This is a genomic window from Streptomyces sp. NPDC058678, from assembly GCF_042714835.1.
In the GTDB taxonomy this organism is placed as follows: Bacteria; Actinomycetota; Actinomycetes; order Streptomycetales; family Streptomycetaceae; genus Streptomyces.
In genome coordinates this window covers 59,730-80,307 of record NZ_JBHXSG010000008.1, presented here as the reverse complement: position 1 = coordinate 80,307, position 20,578 = coordinate 59,730, and the positions used below count along the sequence as shown (strand labels likewise).

Genomic DNA, 20,578 nt, shown 5'->3' with positions numbered 1-20,578 from the left:
CGGACTCCGGAGTAGCTACCCTCCGTCGAGTCCGCCCCATACGGGGAGCTGCCCGGGGCGGCCGCTTCGAGCACGTGGCGCACTGCGCTCGCGTGAGGCCGCCCACCCGGAGGATTGGCCGAGTGGTAAGGCACCGGCTTGCTAAGCCGTGGTCGGGGGCAACCCCGCGCACGTTCGATCCGTGCATCCTCCGCAAGACCGAGGTGTCCTGCCTCGCAGGAACTCCTCGCAACGAGGTGTCCCCGCCTCGCAGGAACACCCACGCTCAGCCCAGCAACCGCTCCAACACCACGGCGATCCCGTCCTCCTCGTTCGAGGAGGACACCTCATTCGCCACGGCCTTCAGCTCCTCGTGGGCGTTGGCCATCGCCACGCCGTAGGCGGACCAGGCGAACATCGGGATGTCGTTGGGCATGTCGCCGAAGGCGATCGTGTCGGCGGCCTTCATGCCCAGGCGGCGGGCCGCCAGGGACAGTCCCGTCGCCTTGGAGAGGCCGAGGGGGAGGAGCTCGACGATGCCCTCGCCGGCCATCGCGACACTGACGAAGCCGCCGGCGGCCTGGCGGGAGGCCTCGGCCAACTGGTCGTCCGTCAGCGTGGGGTGCTGTATGTAGATCTTGTTCAGCGGGGCGGTCCACAGGTCGGACGCGTCCGTGAAGGGGGTCGCGGGGAGCTTGCCGGTGACCGCGTAACCGGGGCCGACCAGCACCTCGCCCTCCAGGCCGTCCCGGCTCGCCGCGAGGTACAGCGGGCCGACCTCCGCCTCGATCTTCGCCAGTGCCACCCCGGCCAGTTGCCGGTCCAGCGTCACCGAGGTCAGCAGGCGGTGCTCGCCGGCGTCGTACACCTGTGCGCCCTGGGCGCAGACGGCAAGGCCGTTGTAACCGAGGTCGTCGAGGATGTGGCGGGTCCACGGGGCCGCACGGCCCGTCACGACGATGTGCGCGGCGCCCGCCGCGGTGGCCGCGGCGAGCGCCTCACGGGTGCGCTGCGAGACCGACTCGTCGGAGCGCAGGAGCGTTCCGTCGAGGTCGGTCGCGATCAGGCGGTAGGGGAAGTCCGGTACAGCGGATGTACTCACTTGGCGACCGGCTCCAGGATCTCCCTGCCGCCCAGGTACGGACGGAGCACCTCGGGGACCCGGACGGAGCCGTCGGCCTGCTGGTGGTTCTCCAGGATCGCCACGATCGTGCGCGGTACGGCGCACAGCGTGCCGTTCAGCGTCGCCAGCGGCTTGACCCGCTTGCCGTCACGGACGCGGATCGACAGGCGGCGGGACTGGTACTCGGTGCAGTCCGAGGTCGAGGTCAGCTCTCGGTACTTGCCCTGCGTCGGGATCCACGCCTCGCAGTCGAACTTGCGGGCGGCCGAGGAGCCGAGGTCGGCGGAGGCGACGTCGATGACCCGGAACGGCAGTTCCAGCGACGTCAGCCACTGCTTCTCCCACTCCAGCAGACGCTGGTGCTCGGCCTGCGAGTCCGCCGGGTCGACATACGAGAACATCTCGACCTTGTCGAACTGGTGGACGCGGAAGATGCCGCGGGTGTCCTTGCCGTGCGAGCCGGCCTCGCGGCGGAAGCAGGGCGAGAAGCCCGCGTAGCGCAGCGGGAGGCGGTCGGCGTCGATGATCTCGTCCATGTGGTACGCCGCGAGCGCGACCTCGGACGTGCCGACGAGGTACAGGTCGTCCTTGTCGAGGTGGTAGACGTCCTGGGCCGCCTGGCCGAGGAAGCCGGTGCCGGCCATCGACTGCGGGCGGACCAGCGCGGGCGTCAGCATCGGCGTGAAGCCGGCCGCCGTGGCCTGCGCGATCGCCGCGTTCACCAGGGCGAGCTCCAGCAGCGCGCCGATACCGGTGAGGAAGTAGAAGCGCGAGCCGGAGACCTTGGCGCCGCGCTCGACGTCGATCGCGCCGAGGGTCGTGCCGAGCTCCAGGTGGTCCTTGGGCTCGAAGCCCTCGGCGCCGAAGTCGCGGATCGTGCCGTGCGTCTCCAGCGTGACGAAGTCCTCCTCGCCGCCCACGGGCACCTCGGGGTGCACGAGGTTGCTGAGCTGGAGGGCGAGTTCCTGGGTCTCGGTGTCGGCCGCGTCGCGCTCGGCGTCGGCGGCCTTGACGTCGGCGGCGAGCTGGCCCGCCTTCTTCAGCAGCTCGGCCTTCTCGTCCCCGGAAGCCTTGGGGATGAGCTTGCCGAGGGCCTTCTGCTCGGCACGCAGCTCGTCGAAGCGGACGCCGGACGACCTGCGCCGCTCGTCGGCAGACAGGAGAGCGTCGACGAGCGCGACGTCCTCTCCACGGGCGCGCTGCGACGCACGCACACGGTCGGGGTCCTCACGGAGCAGGCGAAGGTCAATCACGCGACCAAGGCTACCGGTGCGGGGTGACGGCTCACGACTCACTATTCCGTGCTGCCCCGAATCGCGGCCTACGTTCCGCTCTGCGGCATTTGCCGATCGTGTCAATAAAAAGTGTCCCACTCCCCGGGACGGGGCATGCGACGGGCGCCGCGTTGACCCGATTTCCTTGCGGGGAACGGGACTTGGGTCGGCCCTCGTCCACAGAAATCCACAGCGCCGAAGAGTTATCCACAGGCTGTGCGAAAGATCTGTGGATGTCGGAATCGATCATTCCGAGTCGGGTGTGCGAGGCGGGCAATTCCCGCCCCAAATCGGCGTCACATCCACTTTCGGGTGGATATGCGTCGCCCCAAAGGATGTACGAAGGGAGACGGGTGGACGAAGAGTGACCTGCGGGACTGTGGACGAACTGGAGGGCTGTAGGACGATTTGTCGACCGAGTGGCGCTTGGATGTCGACTTGTCCCCAGGTCGAGAAGCTCGCCTGTGGATAACTCCTGTGGATAACTAAAATATGCAGGTAGGAGCGGATGGAAACGTCCTAGAAACGTCCGTCCTGGCATCGCGCCACCCAGTCCGCCGCCGACACGAACTCGTCGTCCGAGGTCCCCGGGAAGGCGGGGCGTACGTCCGCCACGTCCACGTCCGCGCGCGGATACGAGCCGAGGAAGCGCACCTGGAGACAGATCCGCTTGAGCCCCGTCAGTGCCTCGGCGACCCGGCGGTCGGAGATGTGGCCCTCGGCGTCGATGCAGAAGCAGTAGTTTCCGATGCCCGCACCGGTGGGCCGGGACTGCAGCAGCATCAGGTTGATCCCCCGCGTGGCGAACTCGCCGAGCAGGTCGCGCAGGCCGCCGGGGTGGTCGTCGCGCTGCCACAGCACGACGGACGTCTTGTCCGCGCCGGTGCGCGCCGCGGGCCGGGCGGGCCGGCCGACCAGCACGAACCGGGTCTGGGCGTTCTCCGCGTCGTGGATCCCGGTCTCCAGGGCCTCCAGGCCGTACCGGGCGGCCGCGAACTCGCCCGCGAAGGCGGCGTCGTACTGGCCCTCCTGGACCAGGCGGGCGGCGTCCGCGTTCGAGGCGGCCGACTCCCAGTGGACGTCCGGGAGGTTCTTCTTGAGCCAGTTGCGCACCTGCGGCTGGGCGGCCGGATGCGCGGAGACCGTCTTGATGTCGGACAGCTCGGTGCCCGGCCGGACCAGCAGCGCGAAGGTGATCGACAGCAGCACCTCGCGGTAGATCATCAGTGGCGCGCCGGCGACCAGCTCGTCGAGCGTCGTCGTGATCCCGCCCTCGACCGAGTTCTCGATCGGCACGAACGCGGCCTCGGCCTCACCGAGACGCACCGCGTCGAGCGCGGACTGGACGGACACGTACGGGATCAACTGCCGGGTGGCCGCCTCGGGAAGCTGCCGCAGGGCGACTTCGGTGAAGGTGCCCTCAGGGCCGAGATACGCATAGCTCGCTGGCATGACCTCACCCTAATGGGCCTTGCAAACGCGGCGCCTGCGTCTCGGTACAGCCACTCCGCCGAGCGACTGGGTCACCCCTCCAGCAACCCCTGTCCCACGTACTCCCCCTCCGCCGCCCCGCCCGGCACCGCGAACAGGCCGCTCGCCTCGTGGCGGATGAACCGGGACAGGGCGTCGCCCCGGTCGAGCTTGCGCTGTACGGGGACGAAGCCGCGCAGGGGGTCGGCCTGCCAGCAGACGAAGAGGAGGCCGGCGTCGGGGACTCCGTCGCCGTCGAAGCCGTCGTGGTACGAGAACGGGCGCCGGAGCATCGCCGCGCCCCCGTTCTGGTCGGGCCGCGTGATGCGGGCGTGGGCGTTGATCGGGACGACCAGGTCGCCCTGGGCGTCGGTCTTCTCCAGGTCCATGTCGGTCGTCTCGGTGCCTCCGGACAGCGCCGCCCCGTCGGACTTGCGGCGCCCGATGACGCCCTCCTGGTCCTTGACCGAGAGCTTCTCCCAGTCGTCGAGGAGCATGCGGATGCGGCGTACGACGGCGTAGGAGCCGTTCGCCATCCACGACGGGTCGTTCGAGCCGGAGGAAGGCACGAAGATCCGCAGGTCGAAGTCGGGCTCGGCCGGCTTCGGGTTGCGGGTGCCGTCGATCTGGCCCATCAGGTTGCGGGCCGTCATGGGATGGGACGTGGCGCCCGGCGAGCGGTTGAAGCCGTTCATCTGCCAGCGGACGCGCGCCGCGCTGCCCGCGTCCTTCTGGATCGCGCGCAGGGCGTGGAAGGCGACCAGCGCGTCGTTGGCGCCGATCTGCACCCACAGGTCGCCGTCGCTGCGCTTCTTGTCGAGGTGGTCGGAGGAGAAGTCGGGCAGTGGGTCCAGGGAGGCCGGGCGCTGCTTCTCCAGGCCGGTGCGGGCGAAGAAGCTGTGCCCGAATCCGAAGGTGACCGTCAGCGAGGACGGGCCGGCGTCCCGGGCCACGTCCGTGTCGTCCTGCGTGGCCGCCTCACCCGCCATCAGCCGCCGCGCCGTCCGGGACCAGCGGCGCAGCAGCGCGGCGGCCTCCTTGCGGCCCGCGCCCGCCGCCAGGTCGAAGGCGACGAGGTGACCGCGGGCCTGGAGGCCCTCGGTGATGCCCGGCTGATGTTTCCCGTGAAACATCACCTGATCGGCGCCCAGGGAGGTGAGCGGCGCGGCCTCGGCCGGGCGCGCGGTGTATCCGACGGCCCCGCCGGCCGCCCCGAGGACGAGCCCGGTGGCGCCGGCGGTGCTCAGCAGCTTCCGCCGCGAAAGACCCTCCCCAAAGGGGGCCGGATCGGAAGCGCCCTCTTCGAGAGCGGGAGTGTGGGCCTCCGGGATGGACTGGTCAGGCATGGTGTGGTTCAGCCGATCTGCGTGTTCTTGGAGACGGTCGTCTGGTCGATGTCGGAGGTCCGCACGGTCACCGCGACCTCCCAGTCGCCGGCCATGGGGATCTGCACTCCACTTGCCGCCCAGTGCCCGGTGGTGATGTGGTCGGGGACGACGGGCAGTGGCCCGATGTCCTTGGACTTCAGGGTGAAGGCGACCTTCACCTCCGGGATGTCGAAAGCCCGCCCGTTGGACCGCTCCACATAGACGTGCATTTCGTTGGCGCCCACGCGCGCGGGATCGATGTCGACGCGTACGACGCCCTTGCCGTCCTTGCCGCCGGTGTCGAACGACATGTCCAGGGTGACCGCCCCGGACGACGACGAGGTGGACGAGGAGGAGGACGTGGCCGCCGTGGCCGCCTCCTCCGTACGACCCGGTTCGGTCTGCGTCAGCACGGTGGTGACGGCGAGCAGGACGACGGCGACACCGGCCTCGGCGAGCACCGAGCGGCGCAGCCCGAACCGGTGCGGGTCGGCGTCCCGCTCCCGCTTCTGCCGTGCCGTGTCCATCGCGGCCCGCTGCCGGGCGAGCTGCGCGGCACGCTTGGAGTCACCGGCACCCTTGGCCGCCCCGGCACCACCCTTGGCGTCCCCCGCGCCGGCGGTGACCCGCTCCTTCTCGGGCGCCTGCTTGCTCCGCTGGACCACGGCGTCCGCCAGCCGTGCCGTCCACCGCCGCGAGATGTACGCGACGCCGACGAGGAGGGCCACCAGCCCGATCTTGACCAGCAGCAGCTGTCCGTACCGCGTGTCGGTGAACGCCGACCAGGAGCCGAGCTGGCGCCAGGACTGGTAGGTCCCGGTCAGGACCAGCGCGACGACGCTGCTGAAGGCGACGGTCGAGAAGCGCCGTACGGCGGCCGTGTCGACCGGTGTGTCCGCGGGTGCCCGGTACAGCGCGACGAGGAGGGCGGTGAGGCCGCCGAGCCAGGCCGCGACCGCCAGCAGGTGGACGACGTCGACCGGCATCGCGATCCTGGCCTGGAGCCCCACGGAGGCGTGCTCGGACATCGCCCAGCTCGCGGCGAGACCGGCGGCGACCACGGTCCCGCCGATGGCGAGTCCGAAGGTCAGGTCCCGCTTCTCGTCCTCCTCGCGTTTGTCGTACGCCCCGAAGAGCACCGCGATGAACAGCGCGGCCGCGGCGAGCAGCAGCAGTCGGGACACCAGCGCCGCGCCCGTCTTGGTCTGGAGCACTTGGCCGAGCAGGTCGAGGTCGAAGATGTCGCCGGCCTTGCCGGAGCCGGTGTAGGAGCCGCGCAGGAGCAGCAGCGCGAGCGTGGCCGAGGTGAGTGTGAGCCAGCCGGCGACGACGAGCCGCTGTACGGCCCGTACGCCGGAGCCCGGCTGCCAGCAGGCGAGGACGAAGGCGGCCCCGCCGACCAGGACGACGAAGCCGGCGTACGACAGGTACCGCCCGAAGCCGTACAGCCAGCCGACGACCCCGCCGCCCGCGGTCTCGCCGGACACCGAGACGGAGGTCGACGAGGGAGCGCCGACGGAGAAGGTGAAGGCGCCGGAAACGGGATGGCTGTCCGCGGACACGACCTGGTAGGTGACGGTGTAGGTGCCTTCGGGCAGGCCGCTGAGCAGCTGGACGGCGTACGTCGTGCCGCTCACGTTGGACGGTTTGCCGCGCTGGACGGCCTTGCCCTTGGGGTCGAGCACGCGCAGCGAGTCGGCGGACGTCGAGACCTGCTCGGAGAAGGTCAGCGAGATCTGGGTGGGTGCCTTGTCGACCACCACACCCTGCTGCGGGTCGCTGCCGGTCAGCGCGGCGTGCGCGGAGGCCGGGGCCGCCCCGGCCAGGAGCAGCCCGGCCGAGGCCAGGAGCAGCAGCACCAGGGTCCAGACGCGGCGGGGGGCGATGGTCGGCGTCAAGGTGGTCCCTCCGTCAGTGTCCGGTCTTCGGGATGTACGTCGCCGACTCGACCGGCATCTTGACGACGACCGGGTCGGACTTGGCGAAGTGCAGTTCGACGGAGACCGTCTGGCCCTCTTCGGGCTTGTGCTTCAGCTTGTCGAACATCAGATGGTTGGCACCGCTTTTGAACGCGAGTTGACCACGGGCGGGGATGGAGAAACGGTTGATCTCCTCCATCGCGCCCCCGACCGTCCGGTGCATGGTGACCTCGCCGATGTCGCTGGTGACCGAGGTCAGCTCGGCTTTCGAACCGCTGTCGTTGACGATCGTCAGATAGCCGGCCGCCATGTCGTCGGACACCGGCTGCGGCATGTAGGCGCCGGACACGGAGACGTCGCCCCCGGTGTCGGAGCCGTCCGAGCCGCAGCCGACCAGGAACAGGGCCCCGGTCAGCACGGCGGCGGGCACGGTGAGCGGCCTCACGGCTTCTCGCCCTTCAGGAGCTTGGGGAGGTCCTTGGTGTAGTCGTCGACCGTGGCGTCCTCGCCGTAGAGGACGTATCCGGCGTCGGTCTTCGGGGAGAACGCGACGACCTGGGTGCCGTGCACGGAGACGGTCTTGCCGTTCTTGTCCTTGTGTGTCGGCTCGATGGAGATGCCGAGGGTGCGGGCGCCGGCCTGGATGGTGGGGAAGTCGCCGGTCAGGCCGACGAACTGGGTGTCGATGCCCTTGAGCCACTTGCCGAGCTCGGAGGGCGTGTCCCGCTTCGGGTCGGTGGTGACGAACACCACGCGCAGCTCGTCCTGTTCGGACTTGGGCAGCGACTTCTTGGCGACGGCGATGTTGTTCATCGTCAGCGGGCAGATGTCGGGGCAGTGCGTGTAGCCGAAGTAGATGAGCGTCGGCTTGCCCGCGGTCTCCTTGCGGAGGTCGTACGACTTCCCCCGGGTGTCGGTGAGGACCAGGTCCGGCTTCTCGAACGGTTGGTCGAGGACGGTGGCGGCCTTGTCCGCGCCCGCCTCCTCGGAGACCACGGAGACCGGCGAGCCGCTGTCGTCACCGCTGCCGCACGCGGAGAGGGTAAAAGTGGCGGCGGCGAGCAGTGCGGCCGCGGCGAACGTCTTCTTACGCATAGAAAAATGTCCCAGATGTGATGGTTGCCGGGCGGCACCGGGGTCGCAACAGGAGCCGTGCGAACCCCGGTACCGGCCGGACGGTGGACCTCAGGCGTCGGTGCGCCGACGCCCGGCGAGCACGCCGTACGCCACGCCGACCACGCCGATGACGATGCCGACCACGCCCAGGACGCGGGCGGTGGTGTCGCTGCTGTCGGCGGGGGCCGCGGTGTCGGCGGCGGCGGCCTCGGCGTCGGAGGCTTCCTCGGTGGCGTCGTCGCCGGCCGCGGAGTCGTGCGCGTGCCCGTCCTCCGCCGCGGCGGACAGCGTCAGCACGGGTGCCGGGTTCTCGGGCTCCTCCGCGCCCTTTTGCTGCTCCTCGATCCAGCGGACGACCTCCTTGTTGGAGTACGTCTGGATCGCCTTGAAGACCAGTTCGTCGGCGTCCTCGGGCAGCGCGCCGACGGAGACCGGGAACTTCTCGAAGTAGCCGGGCTCGATGCCCTTGCCGTCGGCGGTCCACGTGACCTTGGTGACGGCCTCGGTGATCTGCTTGCCGTGCAGTTCGAGGGGCTTGTCGAGCTTGGACCTGGTGACCTTGATGTCCCAGCCGGCCATCGGCTCCGGCATCACGGAGGCGATCGGGTGGTCGGTCGGGAAGTTGACCTCGAGCTTGGTGGTCGAGGCGTCGTCGCGCTCGTTGGGGACCTTGAAGTCGACGACCGCGTAACCACCCTTGGCGGCGGTGCCCTCGGGCTGCACGCTGACGTGTGCGAACGCGGGCGAGGACAGGACGACGACGGCAGAGGCGGCGACGGCGCCGACGGCGGCGAGGCGAGAAGCCTTCATGGGGAGCACTCCACTCCGAGAGGTTTTCCGGATTTCCGGTGATGAAGAGGGGTACGCGTGCGCGTGCGTCAGCGATCACCCGTCGACGGGCGGTCGCTCAAAGGCACGAGTACACGCGCGCCGCGCGACGGCGGCCCTCCCCACGGTTCCTCACGAGAAGGGTCCTCAGGAGAGGGTCCTCCGAAGGAGGTGGAGCACAGGTCGTGTCGCGTCAGGCGGCGAGGAAGAGCGCGTCGGCGGCCGGCGGGCCCCGCCGGATCAGAGTGTGCTGGAGCGCGGTGGTGTGGGGGGCGGGCGGCGCGAGCAGGGCCGTGCGCGGGATGCGCGGACCGGCCTCGGGCGCGCCCGGCAGCCCGGCACGCAGGGCACGCACCAGCGCGAGCGCCCCGCGCAGGGACCGCACGAGCGCTCCCTCGGCGACCGAGTGCGCCGACAGTGCCGACATCTCGCCGAGCCGCAGCAGCGCCATGTCCCCCCGGCGCAGCAGCCATCCCGCGGCGAGTCCCGCGAGGACGTGGCCGAGCAGCATCGGCAGGGAAGGCAGCAGCGACATGGCGGACCCGGCCGCGGTGGACAGGGCGTCCGCCGGGTGGTGCGTCGTGGTGGGAGGAACGCCCGCGCTCGGGTGGAGCCGAGCGTCGACGAGGATCTTGTGGGCCTGCGCGGGGCTGAGCGCCGCCGCCGTGGTCCCGCAGACGAGCCGTGCGGCCTGCTCGACCAGGGAGGCGTCGGACACCGACGAGGCCGTGGTGGCCGTACCCGCCGCCGCGGCGGCCGTCGTCCCGTGCTGCCCCAGCCCGAACAGCACGTGCAGCACGGTCTGTCCGACCGCGAGCAGCGTGGCTATGCCCGGCAGCGAACGCTCGCGTCCGGCGAGTGGTGCCACCACCAGGACGGCCCCCAGGAAACCCGCGCCCAGCGTCCACAGCGGAACCGTGGCGCAGGAGGCGAGGGCGTGACCGGCCGCGGCCAGCACGACACAGACCGCGGCGAACACCGCGGCCCGCAGCACCCGGAGGTCGCCTCCGGCACGCGCCGTACGTGGGTGGGGGGCAGTCATGGCGGGCTCATCATCGCACTGGCCTTATGACCCCCATACGGCAGGTCCACAAGATGACGTACGCGGTGTACGGCCGGAAGGTCACGTTCTGCCACAAGGCGCCCCACATACACCGATGGCCGTCGTCGGCGCATCCGCCATATGGGCGGCATCACGTCAACTGTGTGCTTACACCGGTGTACTCGCGGCAATACGTAACGGTATGTCGAGCCGCGGCCAGGAGGCTGGAGCATGAGCATCTGGTGGTCACTCCATCTGCGCCGCGAGGCCGCGAGCGTTCCGCTCGCCCGGCGGCTGCTGCTCGGCACCATGGAGACGGCGGGTGTCGATCCCGACATCTCCTACGACCTCTCCCTGGCGCTCAGTGAGGCCTGCGCGAACGCCGTGGAGCACGGCGGGGACGGTGGGCACGAGGGTTCCTCGCAGGCGTACCGCGTCACCGCCTACCTCGACGGCGAGAAGTGCCGCATCGAGGTCGCAGACTCGGGCCCCGGCTTCTCCGCCGCCCTGCCCCGGTTGCCGGCCCTTCCGGCGCCGGTGGAGGACGAGAACGGCCGCGGTCTGTGTCTCATCGAGGAACTCGCCGACCACGTCCACATCGGCAACAAGCCCGGCCGGCGGGGCGCGGTGGTGAGCTTCGACAAGATCCTGAAGTGGAAGAAGGACGCGCCGTTGATGGCGGTGTAGCGCCCACCGCCCGGACACCTGAAGAGGCGTGACACGCATTCTCAGCTTGCGCACAGCGTCGGCTCAGCTTCCTGACGGACGTCACTCCTACGTTCATGGACATGACGGGAAACCACAAAGACACCTCCATCACCCGGCGCCGCGCCCTCGTGGTGACCGGTGGCACGGTCGCGGCCGGTGGTCTCGCCGTGGCCGGGTACCAGTCGGCCTTCGCCGACGACGCGACGACCACTGCCGAGGCCACCGCCACCGCCTCCGCGACCTCCACCAGCAGTGCGTGCATGACCCTGATGTCCAGCGTCACCGAGGGGCCGTACTACCTCGACGGCGCCCTGGTGCGGAAGGACATCACCGAGGGCAAGAGCGGTGTCCCGCTGACCCTGCGCCTCACCGTCGTGGACGCCACCGACGGCTGCACCCCGGTGCCCGGCGCGGCCGTCGAGATCTGGCACTGCGACGCCTGGGGCTACTACTCCGGGTACACCACCGCCAACCCCGGAGGCTCCGCGCCCGCCGAGAGCGAGGACGGCTCGACCGCCGACGACGACACCTATCTGCGCGGCTACCAGATCGCCAACGCCAACGGGGTCGTCAAGTTCGAGACGATCTTCCCGGGCTGGTACACCCCGCGGACCTGCCACATCCACCTCAAGGTGCACACGGGCGGCGAGAAGGAGGACGGCACCTACGAGGGCGGCAAGGTCAACCACACCGGACAGCTGTTCTTCGCCGACGAGATCGCCGAGGAGATCTTCACGCTGGAGCCGTACGCGAAGCACTCCGGCACCTACACCGAGCTCGCCGACGACATGGTCTACGACGGTGGCGGCGCGTCCAGTGGCCTGCTCACTCTCAAGGCCGTGCACAAGAGCGACCCGTCCAAGGGCTACAAGGGCTCCCTCACCCTCGGCGTGGACCCCGACGCCGAGAACACCGGCGCGGGCGGAGGCGGCGGCGAGGGCGGTACACCCCCGGGCGACGCCCCGACGGGCACCCCGCCGAGCGACGGCGCCTCCCCGTCGGCCACGGCGTCCTCGTAACGCATGAACAGCCGCGAGGACGACGCGCTGGCCCAGGCCGCCGTGGACGCGCTGACCGGGCAGCTGGCGCTCGCCCCCAAGCCCGGCCTGCCCGACCCGCGTGACCTGGGCGCCCGAACCACCCGGGTGGACCACCGCGCCCTGCGCTGGTCCGCCAAGGCGCTCGCGCCCGGCCTCGTGGCGATGGCCGCCGCGGCCCGCCGCACGGGCGAGCCCACGCCCCAGCTGCGTACCGAACTGGGCGCGATCGGCCGCTGCACCGAGCACTCGGTGGGCCTCGCCGGCGGCGGCCACCGCGGCGCCCTGTGGGCGCTCGGCCTGCTGGTCGCCGCGGCCGCCCTCGAACCCACTGCCGGTGCGAAGGAGCTGGCCGCGACCGCCAAGCGGATCGCCGCGCACCCGGACCGCCGGGCCCCGCGACGGCCCTCGCGCGGTTCGTCGATCTCGGCGACGTACGGTGCCGCGGGGGCGCGCGGCGAGGCCCGGGCCGGATTCCCGCACGTACGGCGGGCGTTGGACGCCCTTGCAGCCGCCCGCTCGGCCGGCGCCGGAGAGGACGAGGCCCGCCTCGACGCCCTGCTCACCGTGATGTCCACCCTCCAGGACACCGAACTCCTGCACACCGCGGGCCCGGTCGGCCTGCGGCATGTCCAGGCGGGCGCCCGCGGGATCCTGGAAGCGGGCGGCACGGCGACGGACGCGGGCCGCGAAGCCCTGTACGCCCTCGACGCCGACCTCCACGCGCGCGTGTGGAGCCCGAGGGGGAGTGCGGGGCTGTTGGCGGGGGCGCTGTTCCTGGACTCGCTTCCGGTGCGGGTCAGTTCACCGGTGCGGGCGGCCTGACGTCCGTCCGGGAGGCATGGGCCCGGCGGGTCGCCGGGCCCATCGCGTACGACGCCACGAGCGTCGCTCCGCCGAGCAGCAGCCACCCCGCCGTCCCCCACCCGAGCAGCAGCGAGGTCAGCACCAGCGGGCCCAGGGTCCGGGCCACGGTCACGCCGGTCCCGAAGAAGCCCTGGTACTCGCCGACGCGGTCGGCCGGGGCCAGCTCGAAGGACAGCTGCCAGGAACCGGCCGACTGCCCCATCTCGGCGGCCACTTGCAGCACCGCACCGACGACCAGCGCACCGACCGCCGGCCACGGCGACGCGCCCGCCGACAGCGCGAAGACCGCGCATGCCGCCAGCATCACCCACCCCGACCGCCGCACCGCACGCGTGGCGGACGCGATGCCTGTGACCCCGCGCGCCATCCGCACCTGGAACACCATCACCGCCCCGGTGTTGAGCACGAACAGCGCGGAGACCAGCCAGGCCGGGGCGTCCGTGCGCTCCGCGATCCACAGCGGCAGCCCGAGGCTGAGCAACGGCATGCGCAGCAGGAGCACGGTGTTGAGGAGCGTGAGCAGGGCGTAGGGGCGGTCGCGCAGTACGCCGGGATCACGGCGCTTCCCACGGCCCTTGTGCACCGGCACCACCGCAGGCAACCGCACCAGCAGCCCCGCACACACCACGAAGCTCACCGCATCCAGCGCGAACACCCCGAGATACGCCGCCCGCGTCCCGGCGTGCAGCGCGAGCCCGCCCACGCCCGCGCCCACCGCCAGACCGGCGTTGAGCGTCGACTGGAGATGCGCGAGCAGTCCGGTCCGCTCCCCGGCCGGCACCAGCCCCGCGAGCAGCGCCTGCCGGGCGGCGGCGAGTCCCGACTGGGCTGAGGCGTAGGCGCAGGCCGCCACGACGAACGGCACGAAGTCCCGGACGATGAGGAAGGACGCCACCGCCAGCCCGGTCGCCAGCGCCAGCAGCACCGCCGTACCGCGCGCCCCCCGCCGGTCCGCGAGCCGCCCGAGCGGCACCCCCACCAGTGAGCCGACCGCCCAGGCGACGGTCAGCCCGAGCCCCACGCGCGCGGGGGCGAGCCCGACGACATGGGTGAAGTAGAGGGCGGACGTCACGTAGTAGGCGCCGTCACCGACGGAGTTGGTCAACTGGGCCAGGGCCAGGACGCGTTGCGGCCCCGCGGGCGGGACGAGTGAGTTCGTCATGCCAACGACGCTAGAAGCGCGGTGGACCCCTGGGCAGGCCCAATAGGAAGGCCTTTCAGTGGCCCAATCCAGGACTCCCGAGTGGCTGGTTCAGCCCTCGTCCAGAACCTTCGTCAGCACGTCCAGCGCCTGCGGGTACGCCCGCTCCCGAGGCGTCCCGTACCCCACGACCAGCCCCTGCGTCCGCCCCTCGACGCCCGGCGTGTGCCAGTGCTCCCCGAGGTGCCCCACGGCGAGCCCCTCCGCCTCCGCGCGTGCCAGCGCCGCCGCCTCGTCGTCCACGTCCACCAGCGCGTGCAGCCCGGCCGCGATGCCGCGTACCCGCCGACGCGCGCCCAGCCGGTCCAGGAGCTGGTCCCGGCGCCGCCGGTACCGCAACCGGCACGCGCGCACGTGACGGTCGTACGCATGGCTCTCGATCAGCTCGGCCAGCGCCAACTGCCCGATGGACTCGGTGTGATGGTCGCTGTGCAGCTTGGCGTCGGCGACCGCGTCGACCAGATCGGGCGGCAGCACCATCCACCCGAGCCGCAGCGCCGGCCCGAGCGTCTTGGAGGCGGTGCCCAGGTACGCCACGTGTCCGGACGCCATCCCCTGGAGCGCGCCCACGGGCTGCCGGTCGTAGCGGAACTCACCGTCGTAGTCGTCCTCGACGATCAGCCCTCCACGCGCGCGTGCCCAGTCGGTCAGCGCCCGCCGCCGCTCAGGATGCAGGGTCACGCCGGTCGGGTACTGGTGCGCGGGCGTGACGACGACGGCCGAGGCTTCTCCCAAGTCCTCGACGAGAGCGCCCCGTTCGTCCACCCGCACCGGCACCACCCGCCCGCCGCCCCGCCGCACCACCTCCCGGTGGAAGGGCAGCCCGGGATCCTCCATGGCGACGGTGCCGCCCTCCAGCACCCGCGTGAGCAGCGAGAGCCCCTGCACGTACCCCGAGGTGACCACGATCCGCTCCGGCGGCGCGATCACCCCGCGCGCCCGCCCCAGGTACCCCGACAGCGCCGTCCGCAGCTCGATCCGCCCGCGCGGATCGCCGTAGTCGTACGCCCGTGAGGGCGCCGTCGCGATGGCGCGCCGCAGCGCCCGCAGCCAGGCCGCCGCCGGAAACGTCCCCACGTCCGGGCTCCCCGGCCGCAGATCGAGACGCGGCACACGCGCGCGTGCGGCGGCCTCCGGTGTCTCGGCGTCGGCGGCGGGCAGCGAGGCCACCCGGGTACCCGACCCCTGTCGCGCGGTCAGATACCCCTCGGCGACGAGCTGGTCGTACGCCGCCTTCACCGTCCCCCGCGAGATGCCCAGCTCACCCGCGAGCCGCCGGGTCGCGGGCAACCGCGCCCCGGGCGCGAGACGCCCGTCCCGCACGGCATCGCGAAGGGCACGCTCCAGCCCGGCGCGGCGCCCTTCCCCGACGTGGAGCTGCACATGCAGGTCCACCCCCACCCCCTCAGGGGCGCGGGGCTGTGACATGTGCGGCTCCGCCGCGTGGGCGCGACCAGCCACGAACTACCCGCGGACGAATCTCAGCCCTTGAGGGACGCCATCCAGGACTCCACCTCGTCGGACTCTCGGGGCAGCCCCTCCGAAAGGTTCCGGTTGCCGTCCTCCGTCACCAGGATGTCGTCCTCGATCCGCACACCGATCCCCCGGTACTCCTCCGGCACCGTCAGATCATCGGCCTGGAAGTACAGGCCGGGCTCGACGGTGAGCACCATCCCCGGCTCCAGCGTGCCGTCGACATACGACTCCACGCGCGCGGCGGCGCAGTCATGGACGTCCATGCCGAGCATGTGCCCGGTGCCGTGCAGCGTCCACCGGCGCTGCAACCCCAGCTCCAGCACCCGCTCGACCGGCCCCTCGACCAGACCCCACTCCACGAGCCGCTCGGTCAGCACCCGCTGCGCCGCGTCGTGGAAGTCCCGGTACTTCCCGCCCGGCTTCACCGCCGCGATACCGGCCTCCTGGGCGTCGTACACGGCGTCGTAGATCTGCTTCTGGATCTCGCTGAACCGGCCGTTGACGGGCAGCGTGCGCGTGACGTCGGCGGTGTAGTACGTGTGCGTCTCGACGCCCGCGTCCAGCAGCAGCAGGTCACCGGAGCGCACCGGCCCGTCGTTGCGCACCCAGTGCAGCGTGCAGGCGTGCGGACCGGCCGCGGCGATGGTGCCGTAGCCGATGTCGTTGCCCTCCACGCGCGCGCGGAGGTAGAACGTGCCCTCGATGTACCGCTCGGAGGTGGCCTCGGCCTTGTCCAGAACGCGCACGACGTCCTCGAAGCCGCGGACGGTCGAGTCGACCGCCTTCTGCAGCTCGCCGATCTCGAACTCGTCCTTGACCAGCCGCGCCTCGGAGAGGAACACCCGCAGCTCGGCGTCGCGCTCGGCGGTGACCTTGTCGGTCAGCGCGGCCTCGATGCCGGCGTCGTACCCGCGCACGACCCGCACCGGACCGGTGGCCTCGCGCAGCCGGTCGGCCAGCTCGCGCACGTCGGAGGCGGGGATGCCGTACAGCTTCTCGGCCTCGGTGAGGGAGTGGCGGCGGCCGACCCACAGCTCGCCGTGGCCGGAGAGCCAGAACTCGCCGTTCTCGCGGTCGGAGCGCGGAAGGAGGTAGATCGTCGCCTTGTGGCCGCCGGCGACGGGCTCCATGACGAGGACGCCGTCCTCCGTCTGGTTGCCGGTGAGGTAGGCGTACTCGACCGAGGCGCGGAAGGCGTACTCGGTGTCGTTCGAGCGGGTCTTCAGGTTGCCCGCGGGGATCACCAGGCGGTCGCCGGGGAAGCGGGCGGAGAGCGCGGCACGGCGGGCGGCGGTCTCGGCGGCCTGGGCGATCGGCTCCAGGTCACGCAGCTCCGTGTCGGCCCAGCCGGACTTCATGTTCTCGGCAAGCTCGTCGGACACGCCCGGGTACAGGCCGTTCTTCCGCTGCTTGATCGGCTCTTCAGACTCAGTCTCCGGGGTCTCCGGGGTGAGCTCCTCGGCCACGGTCATCCTCCTCGATACGGCACTGGACCCCCTCCATCGTACGGTCGTACGGAAGGGGGCCCAGGGGCGGAAGACCTGTTACCGAGAGCTTCATGGGCGGCTACTCGAAGTGAGCGGCGAACAGGACCACGTCCTCCTCGGAGTCCGCCTCGTCCCGCCCGTCCGGCAGCACGGTCCGCAGCACGTGGTCGACGATCGCCTCGGGGTCGCGCCGCAGCGCCCTGGGCACGCCGGCCGCCGCCGCGTGCAGCCGGGCGAAGGAGCGGTCCGTGGGGTCGCCGGTGCGGTGCAGCAGCCCGTCGGTGTAGAGCAGAACGGTCTCGCCCGCCTCCGCCTGGAACTCCACACTCGGCGCCTCCCAGCAGGCGAGCATCCCGAGCGGCGCCGACACGGAGGTCTCCACGAACTCGGTACGCCGCGCGCCGACCAGCAGCGGCGGGCAGTGCCCGGCACCGGCCAGCGTGATCTTGCGCAGCGCGGGCTCGCAGTAGGCGAACAGGGCGGTGGCGGAGCGGGCCGGCTCGGTGAGCCGGAGCAGCAGTTCCAGGTCGGACAGCACGGCGACCGGGTCCTCGCCCTCCATCACGGCGTACGCCCGCAGGGACGCTCTCAGCCGTCCCATCGCGGCGATCGCGCTGGGCCCGGAACCCGTCACCGAGCCCACGGCGAGGCCGAGCGCGGCGTCCGGCAGCGGCAGCGCGTCGTACCAGTCGCCGCCGCCGCGTGGGCCGGTGCGGTGCCGGGCGGCGAGCCGTACTCCGGCGACGCGGGGGAGGCGGGACGGCAGCAGTTCCTCGGCGATCGTCGCCATGCACGCGCGTGTGCGTTCGACTTCCAGGAGCCGGGCCAGGTGCTCGCCGGCGTAGCGCGCGTACAGGCCGACCAGGTGGCGCTGACGTTCGGCGGGCTCCGCGGGCTCGTCGTAGAGCCATACGGCGGCGCCGATCCGGCCGGCGCCCTCGGTGTACGCGTCCGCGGTCAGGGGCAGCGCGTAGCTCGCGGCGTAGCCGAGGCGGGCGGCGACTTCGCGGTGCCGCGGGTCGAGGCCGTCCTCGGCGAAGAGGTCGGGCTGGGCGATCTCGCCGTCACCGCCGGGAAGTCCGTCGAGGATGCGGCCGTACGACAGGGAGCTGCGCGGCACGGTCTCGATGTGGCCGAGGTCGGCGCGGGCGAGGCCCAGGCCGATGGTGGTGTCGGGGCCGAGTCCGTCGCCCGGTTCCAGCACGACGAGTCCGCGGCGCGCGCCCACCAGGGCGGCTCCGGCGTGCAGCAGCTCCTGCAGGGCCTCGGACAGCGCGTCCGTGCGGGCCAGCCGTTCGGTGAGTTCGTGCAGGGTCGTGAGGTCCGAGACCCAGCCGGCGAGCCGGTCCTGAAGCAGCGCACCCGGCGCGTTTGGTGAGAGAACCGCCGAGGTACCCGAGACGGAAGGCGCGGGCGCGACAGTGTGTGCTGGCGAGGGAACCGTTGAATCGATTCCAGCCACTTTCGGAGGGTGAGGGGCGTTCATGGCGTCCGGCTTTCCGACCGGTGCGTATTGCTCAAAAGCATCGCAAACCCCCATGTCATTCTGCGCCGCTAGCAGTGTCTCCACATGTACACGCACTCGTGAGGGGATGTCCAGCATTGTCCTGCCGGGATTCCTGGTGTCCGTGGGTCATCAGTGCCGCACTTGCCAAAAGACAAACTTGGCCTAAAACTGACTCGGGTAACGGCTTGTTGCGGTCGACTGGCCTTGCTCCACAGAGCGTCACAGCGGTCGTGATGGGTACGTACTCGGAGAAGGCCAGGGGTGGTTGGGAATCACCCGGAACCTGGCGACGGACCCGGGCGTCTTAGCCACCGACGACCGAGCCCCATCCTCCCGCGGCGGAGGCGAAGAGAACTACGTGCGACGGCAAACGCCAGACTTCGCCACCCCACGCCAGGCCCGTGCTTCTGATAGACCGCAGTGTGGGCGAGGCTGCCGCGGATGCAGCTCAACGTTCGGCCCATAGGGGTTCCCCCTGTCTCGGACAGGGGTGTGATGCGCCAACAGGTACGCACAGTGAAGTGATCGACACATGGTGTGATGTGGTCCTCGGTGTTGCCAGCGGTGCAACGGAAAGGAACGAGCGCTCATGCGCGAGATCCTCGGAAAGCGACGCAGGCTCCTGTCCCAGCGCAGCGACGGAAGGCCTGAGTTGATCAGCGCGGCCCTGACCTTCGCGACCCAGTGGCAGTGGCCCGTACTCCCGGGCGTGGCGGCTGACCCGCAGGGGCGTGCCCGCTGCGGCTGCCCCGACCCCGAGTGCACGGTGCCCGGTGCCCACCCGTTCGACCCCGGCCTCCTCGCGGCCACCACCGACGAGCGCATGGTGCGCTGGTGGTGGGCCAACCGGCCCGCCGCGCCGATCGTCCTGGCCACCGGAGGGAGCGCGCCCTGCGCGGTCAGCCTGCCGGCGCCCGCGGCCGCCCGCGCCCTCGCCGTGCTCGACCGCAAGGGCATGCGCCTCGGCCCGGTCGTCGCCTCGCCCACGCGGTGGGCGCTGCTCGTGAAGCCGTACTCCTTGGAGCAGTTGGGCGAACTGCTGTACGCCAAGGACTTCGTCCCCGGTTCCCTCCGCTTCCACGGCGAGGGCGGCTATCTGGCCCTGCCCCCCTCCGAGACCGGCCACGGTGAGATCCGCTGGGAGCGCGCTCCGCTGCCCGGCTCGGCCTCCCCGTGGGTGCCCGACGTGGAGGCCGTGGTGGACGCGGTGGTCGAGGCCCTCACTCGTACGGGTGTGAGCGCACCCGAGTTGTAGGGGTGTCGGGCGCGGGCGGAACCGGACGCCCGCCCCACTGGCTATGTTCCGGTCCATGAACCTTCGTCTGCTCGCCCTCGCGGGCGTCGTGGCATGCGCGGTCGCGCTGCCGCTGGCCATGGCGTCCGCGGGACAGGTGGGCGACGAGGGGCGCTCGCCCGCACGTGGCTCTTTCGTACCCGACGCGGTACGTCCTTCCGCCCCACCCGACGACGCCAAGGCTCCCTCCGCCCCGTCCACCGGTTCCCCGCTGCTCGGTCTCGGTCTTGCCACCGCCGCCCGTTGCGGTCCCGAACTCACCTCCCCCGACGGCGTCGAGGCGCAGACGTGTGTGCTGACGCAGGGTGAGCGGACGTGGGCGCGGACCTACTACCGCAATGCGACCGGCGGCGCGCTGGATTCCGTACTGAGCCTCATGGGGCCCGGCGGACGCACCGTGCAGATGCACTGCGCGGTGGGCGCGGGGGACGAGCCGAAGACCTGTGAGACGCCCCGGGAGCACACCCGGGGAGAGCCGGACGGGTACACGGCGGTCGCGGAGTTCGCGGCGCGGGCCGGGGACGGGCCACTGCTGCTGCGATCCGGTAGCAACTCGGTTGCTGCTACGGGCAGTTGACGCATGACGCCGTTGCGTAAAGAGCACGCGGACATGAAAAGGCCCGGTTGCTGGCGACGGGGGATGCACCAGCAACCGGGCTACTGAGACGGTAACAAGAGATCCGCTGTTCGCAAATTCGATCTCTGTTTCTGCTCGGCTATTCGGACACCGACTGGCTTGCCGGGAACGGGAGTTGTGAGCGGAGCCGCTGATTCCGGCGCGACCCCGTGCGGCGGACCACCTCGCGAGCCGCAGCTCCCACGTAAACACCGCGTTACCAGCCCGGTGGTCAGTCCCCCCCCCCCGCGGCGCGCGACCCCCGGG

At 71.4% G+C, this 20,578-nt stretch carries 18 protein-coding genes and 1 tRNA gene; 6 read left to right on the top strand and 13 right to left on the bottom strand.

From position 1 onward, the window contains the following. Nucleotides 1-108 precede the first annotated feature (108 nt). A tRNA-Ser gene (locus tag ACFWWR_RS10635) sits at nucleotides 109-193 on the top strand. Nucleotides 194-265: 72 nt separating this feature from the next. On the opposite strand, the gene ACFWWR_RS10630 is transcribed toward ACFWWR_RS10635, so the two are convergent. From ACFWWR_RS10630 to ACFWWR_RS10590, 9 genes are all read right to left on the bottom strand, one after another. Next, nucleotides 266-1,081 (bottom strand): HAD family hydrolase, encoded by an 816-nt coding sequence (locus tag ACFWWR_RS10630; RefSeq protein WP_384302848.1) that lies wholly within the window; start codon nucleotides 1,079-1,081, stop codon nucleotides 266-268. After that, nucleotides 1,078-2,355, bottom strand: coding sequence for a serine--tRNA ligase (gene serS / locus ACFWWR_RS10625; protein WP_217234929.1), 1,278 nt, complete (start codon nucleotides 2,353-2,355; stop codon nucleotides 1,078-1,080). Before serS ends, ACFWWR_RS10630 begins: the two co-directional genes overlap by 4 nt. 540 nt (nucleotides 2,356-2,895) lie before the next feature. Next, complete coding sequence (gene pheA / locus ACFWWR_RS10620) at nucleotides 2,896-3,828, bottom strand: prephenate dehydratase (RefSeq protein ID WP_383862440.1); 933 nt, start codon at nucleotides 3,826-3,828, stop codon at nucleotides 2,896-2,898. Between the two features lie 71 nt (nucleotides 3,829-3,899). After that, nucleotides 3,900-5,192, bottom strand: a complete 1,293-nt coding sequence (gene efeB / locus ACFWWR_RS10615; protein WP_384302846.1) for an iron uptake transporter deferrochelatase/peroxidase subunit — start codon at nucleotides 5,190-5,192, stop codon at nucleotides 3,900-3,902. An 8-nt stretch (nucleotides 5,193-5,200) separates the two neighbouring features. Then, the gene (locus tag ACFWWR_RS10610; protein WP_384302844.1) at nucleotides 5,201-7,111 is read right to left on the bottom strand and encodes a copper resistance protein CopC; all 1,911 of its coding nucleotides are present in this window, start codon (nucleotides 7,109-7,111) and stop codon (nucleotides 5,201-5,203) included. A gap of 13 nt (nucleotides 7,112-7,124) precedes the next feature. Further along, nucleotides 7,125-7,577, bottom strand: coding sequence for a copper chaperone PCu(A)C (locus tag ACFWWR_RS10605; protein ID WP_384302842.1), 453 nt, complete (start codon nucleotides 7,575-7,577; stop codon nucleotides 7,125-7,127). Next, the gene (locus tag ACFWWR_RS10600; protein WP_383862451.1) at nucleotides 7,574-8,227 is read right to left on the bottom strand and encodes an SCO family protein; all 654 of its coding nucleotides are present in this window, start codon (nucleotides 8,225-8,227) and stop codon (nucleotides 7,574-7,576) included. The genes ACFWWR_RS10605 and ACFWWR_RS10600 overlap by 4 nt, the downstream gene beginning before the upstream one ends. Before the next feature lie 90 nt (nucleotides 8,228-8,317). Further along, nucleotides 8,318-9,058, bottom strand: coding sequence for a YcnI family protein (locus ACFWWR_RS10595; protein WP_383862454.1), 741 nt, complete (start codon nucleotides 9,056-9,058; stop codon nucleotides 8,318-8,320). A gap of 211 nt (nucleotides 9,059-9,269) precedes the next feature. Then, nucleotides 9,270-10,118, bottom strand: coding sequence for a hypothetical protein (locus tag ACFWWR_RS10590; protein ID WP_383862457.1), 849 nt, complete (start codon nucleotides 10,116-10,118; stop codon nucleotides 9,270-9,272). Nucleotides 10,119-10,349: 231 nt separating this feature from the next. On the opposite strand from ACFWWR_RS10590, the gene ACFWWR_RS10585 reads away from it, so the two are divergent. The 3 genes from ACFWWR_RS10585 to ACFWWR_RS10575 all read left to right on the top strand — a co-directional run bounded on the left by ACFWWR_RS10585 (nucleotide 10,350) and on the right by ACFWWR_RS10575 (nucleotide 12,688). Next, the gene (locus ACFWWR_RS10585; protein ID WP_384302840.1) at nucleotides 10,350-10,805 is read left to right on the top strand and encodes an ATP-binding protein; all 456 of its coding nucleotides are present in this window, start codon (nucleotides 10,350-10,352) and stop codon (nucleotides 10,803-10,805) included. Between the two features lie 95 nt (nucleotides 10,806-10,900). After that, nucleotides 10,901-11,845 (top strand): intradiol ring-cleavage dioxygenase, encoded by a 945-nt coding sequence (locus ACFWWR_RS10580; RefSeq protein WP_383862463.1) that lies wholly within the window; start codon nucleotides 10,901-10,903, stop codon nucleotides 11,843-11,845. Nucleotides 11,846-11,848: 3 nt separating this feature from the next. Beyond that, nucleotides 11,849-12,688, top strand: coding sequence for a triphosphoribosyl-dephospho-CoA synthase (locus ACFWWR_RS10575; protein ID WP_384302838.1), 840 nt, complete (start codon nucleotides 11,849-11,851; stop codon nucleotides 12,686-12,688). Here ACFWWR_RS10575 and ACFWWR_RS10570 read toward each other — a convergent pair. From ACFWWR_RS10570 to ACFWWR_RS10555, 4 genes are all read right to left on the bottom strand, one after another. Continuing rightward, nucleotides 12,663-13,892: an MFS transporter gene (locus ACFWWR_RS10570; RefSeq protein ID WP_384302836.1), complete on the bottom strand. Its 1,230-nt coding sequence runs from the start codon at nucleotides 13,890-13,892 to the stop codon at nucleotides 12,663-12,665. The two genes, ACFWWR_RS10575 and ACFWWR_RS10570, sit on opposite strands and share 26 nt — an antisense overlap. A 90-nt stretch (nucleotides 13,893-13,982) precedes the next feature. Then, the gene (locus ACFWWR_RS10565; protein ID WP_383862472.1) at nucleotides 13,983-15,359 is read right to left on the bottom strand and encodes a PLP-dependent aminotransferase family protein; all 1,377 of its coding nucleotides are present in this window, start codon (nucleotides 15,357-15,359) and stop codon (nucleotides 13,983-13,985) included. 53 nt (nucleotides 15,360-15,412) lie between these two features. Continuing rightward, nucleotides 15,413-16,879, bottom strand: a complete 1,467-nt coding sequence (locus ACFWWR_RS10560; protein WP_384302834.1) for an aminopeptidase P family protein — start codon at nucleotides 16,877-16,879, stop codon at nucleotides 15,413-15,415. A gap of 94 nt (nucleotides 16,880-16,973) precedes the next feature. Beyond that, nucleotides 16,974-18,497, bottom strand: a complete 1,524-nt coding sequence (locus ACFWWR_RS10555) for a PP2C family protein-serine/threonine phosphatase (RefSeq protein ID WP_383862478.1) — start codon at nucleotides 18,495-18,497, stop codon at nucleotides 16,974-16,976. A 493-nt stretch (nucleotides 18,498-18,990) separates the two neighbouring features. Between ACFWWR_RS10555 and ACFWWR_RS10550 the strand changes: the two genes are divergently transcribed. Next, nucleotides 18,991-19,656, top strand: coding sequence for a bifunctional DNA primase/polymerase (locus ACFWWR_RS10550; protein WP_384302832.1), 666 nt, complete (start codon nucleotides 18,991-18,993; stop codon nucleotides 19,654-19,656). Nucleotides 19,657-19,711: 55 nt separating this feature from the next. Further along, entirely contained in the window at nucleotides 19,712-20,272 is a 561-nt protein-coding gene (locus ACFWWR_RS10545) for a hypothetical protein (RefSeq protein ID WP_384302830.1), read from the top strand. The last annotated feature ends 306 nt before the right edge of the window (nucleotides 20,273-20,578 follow it).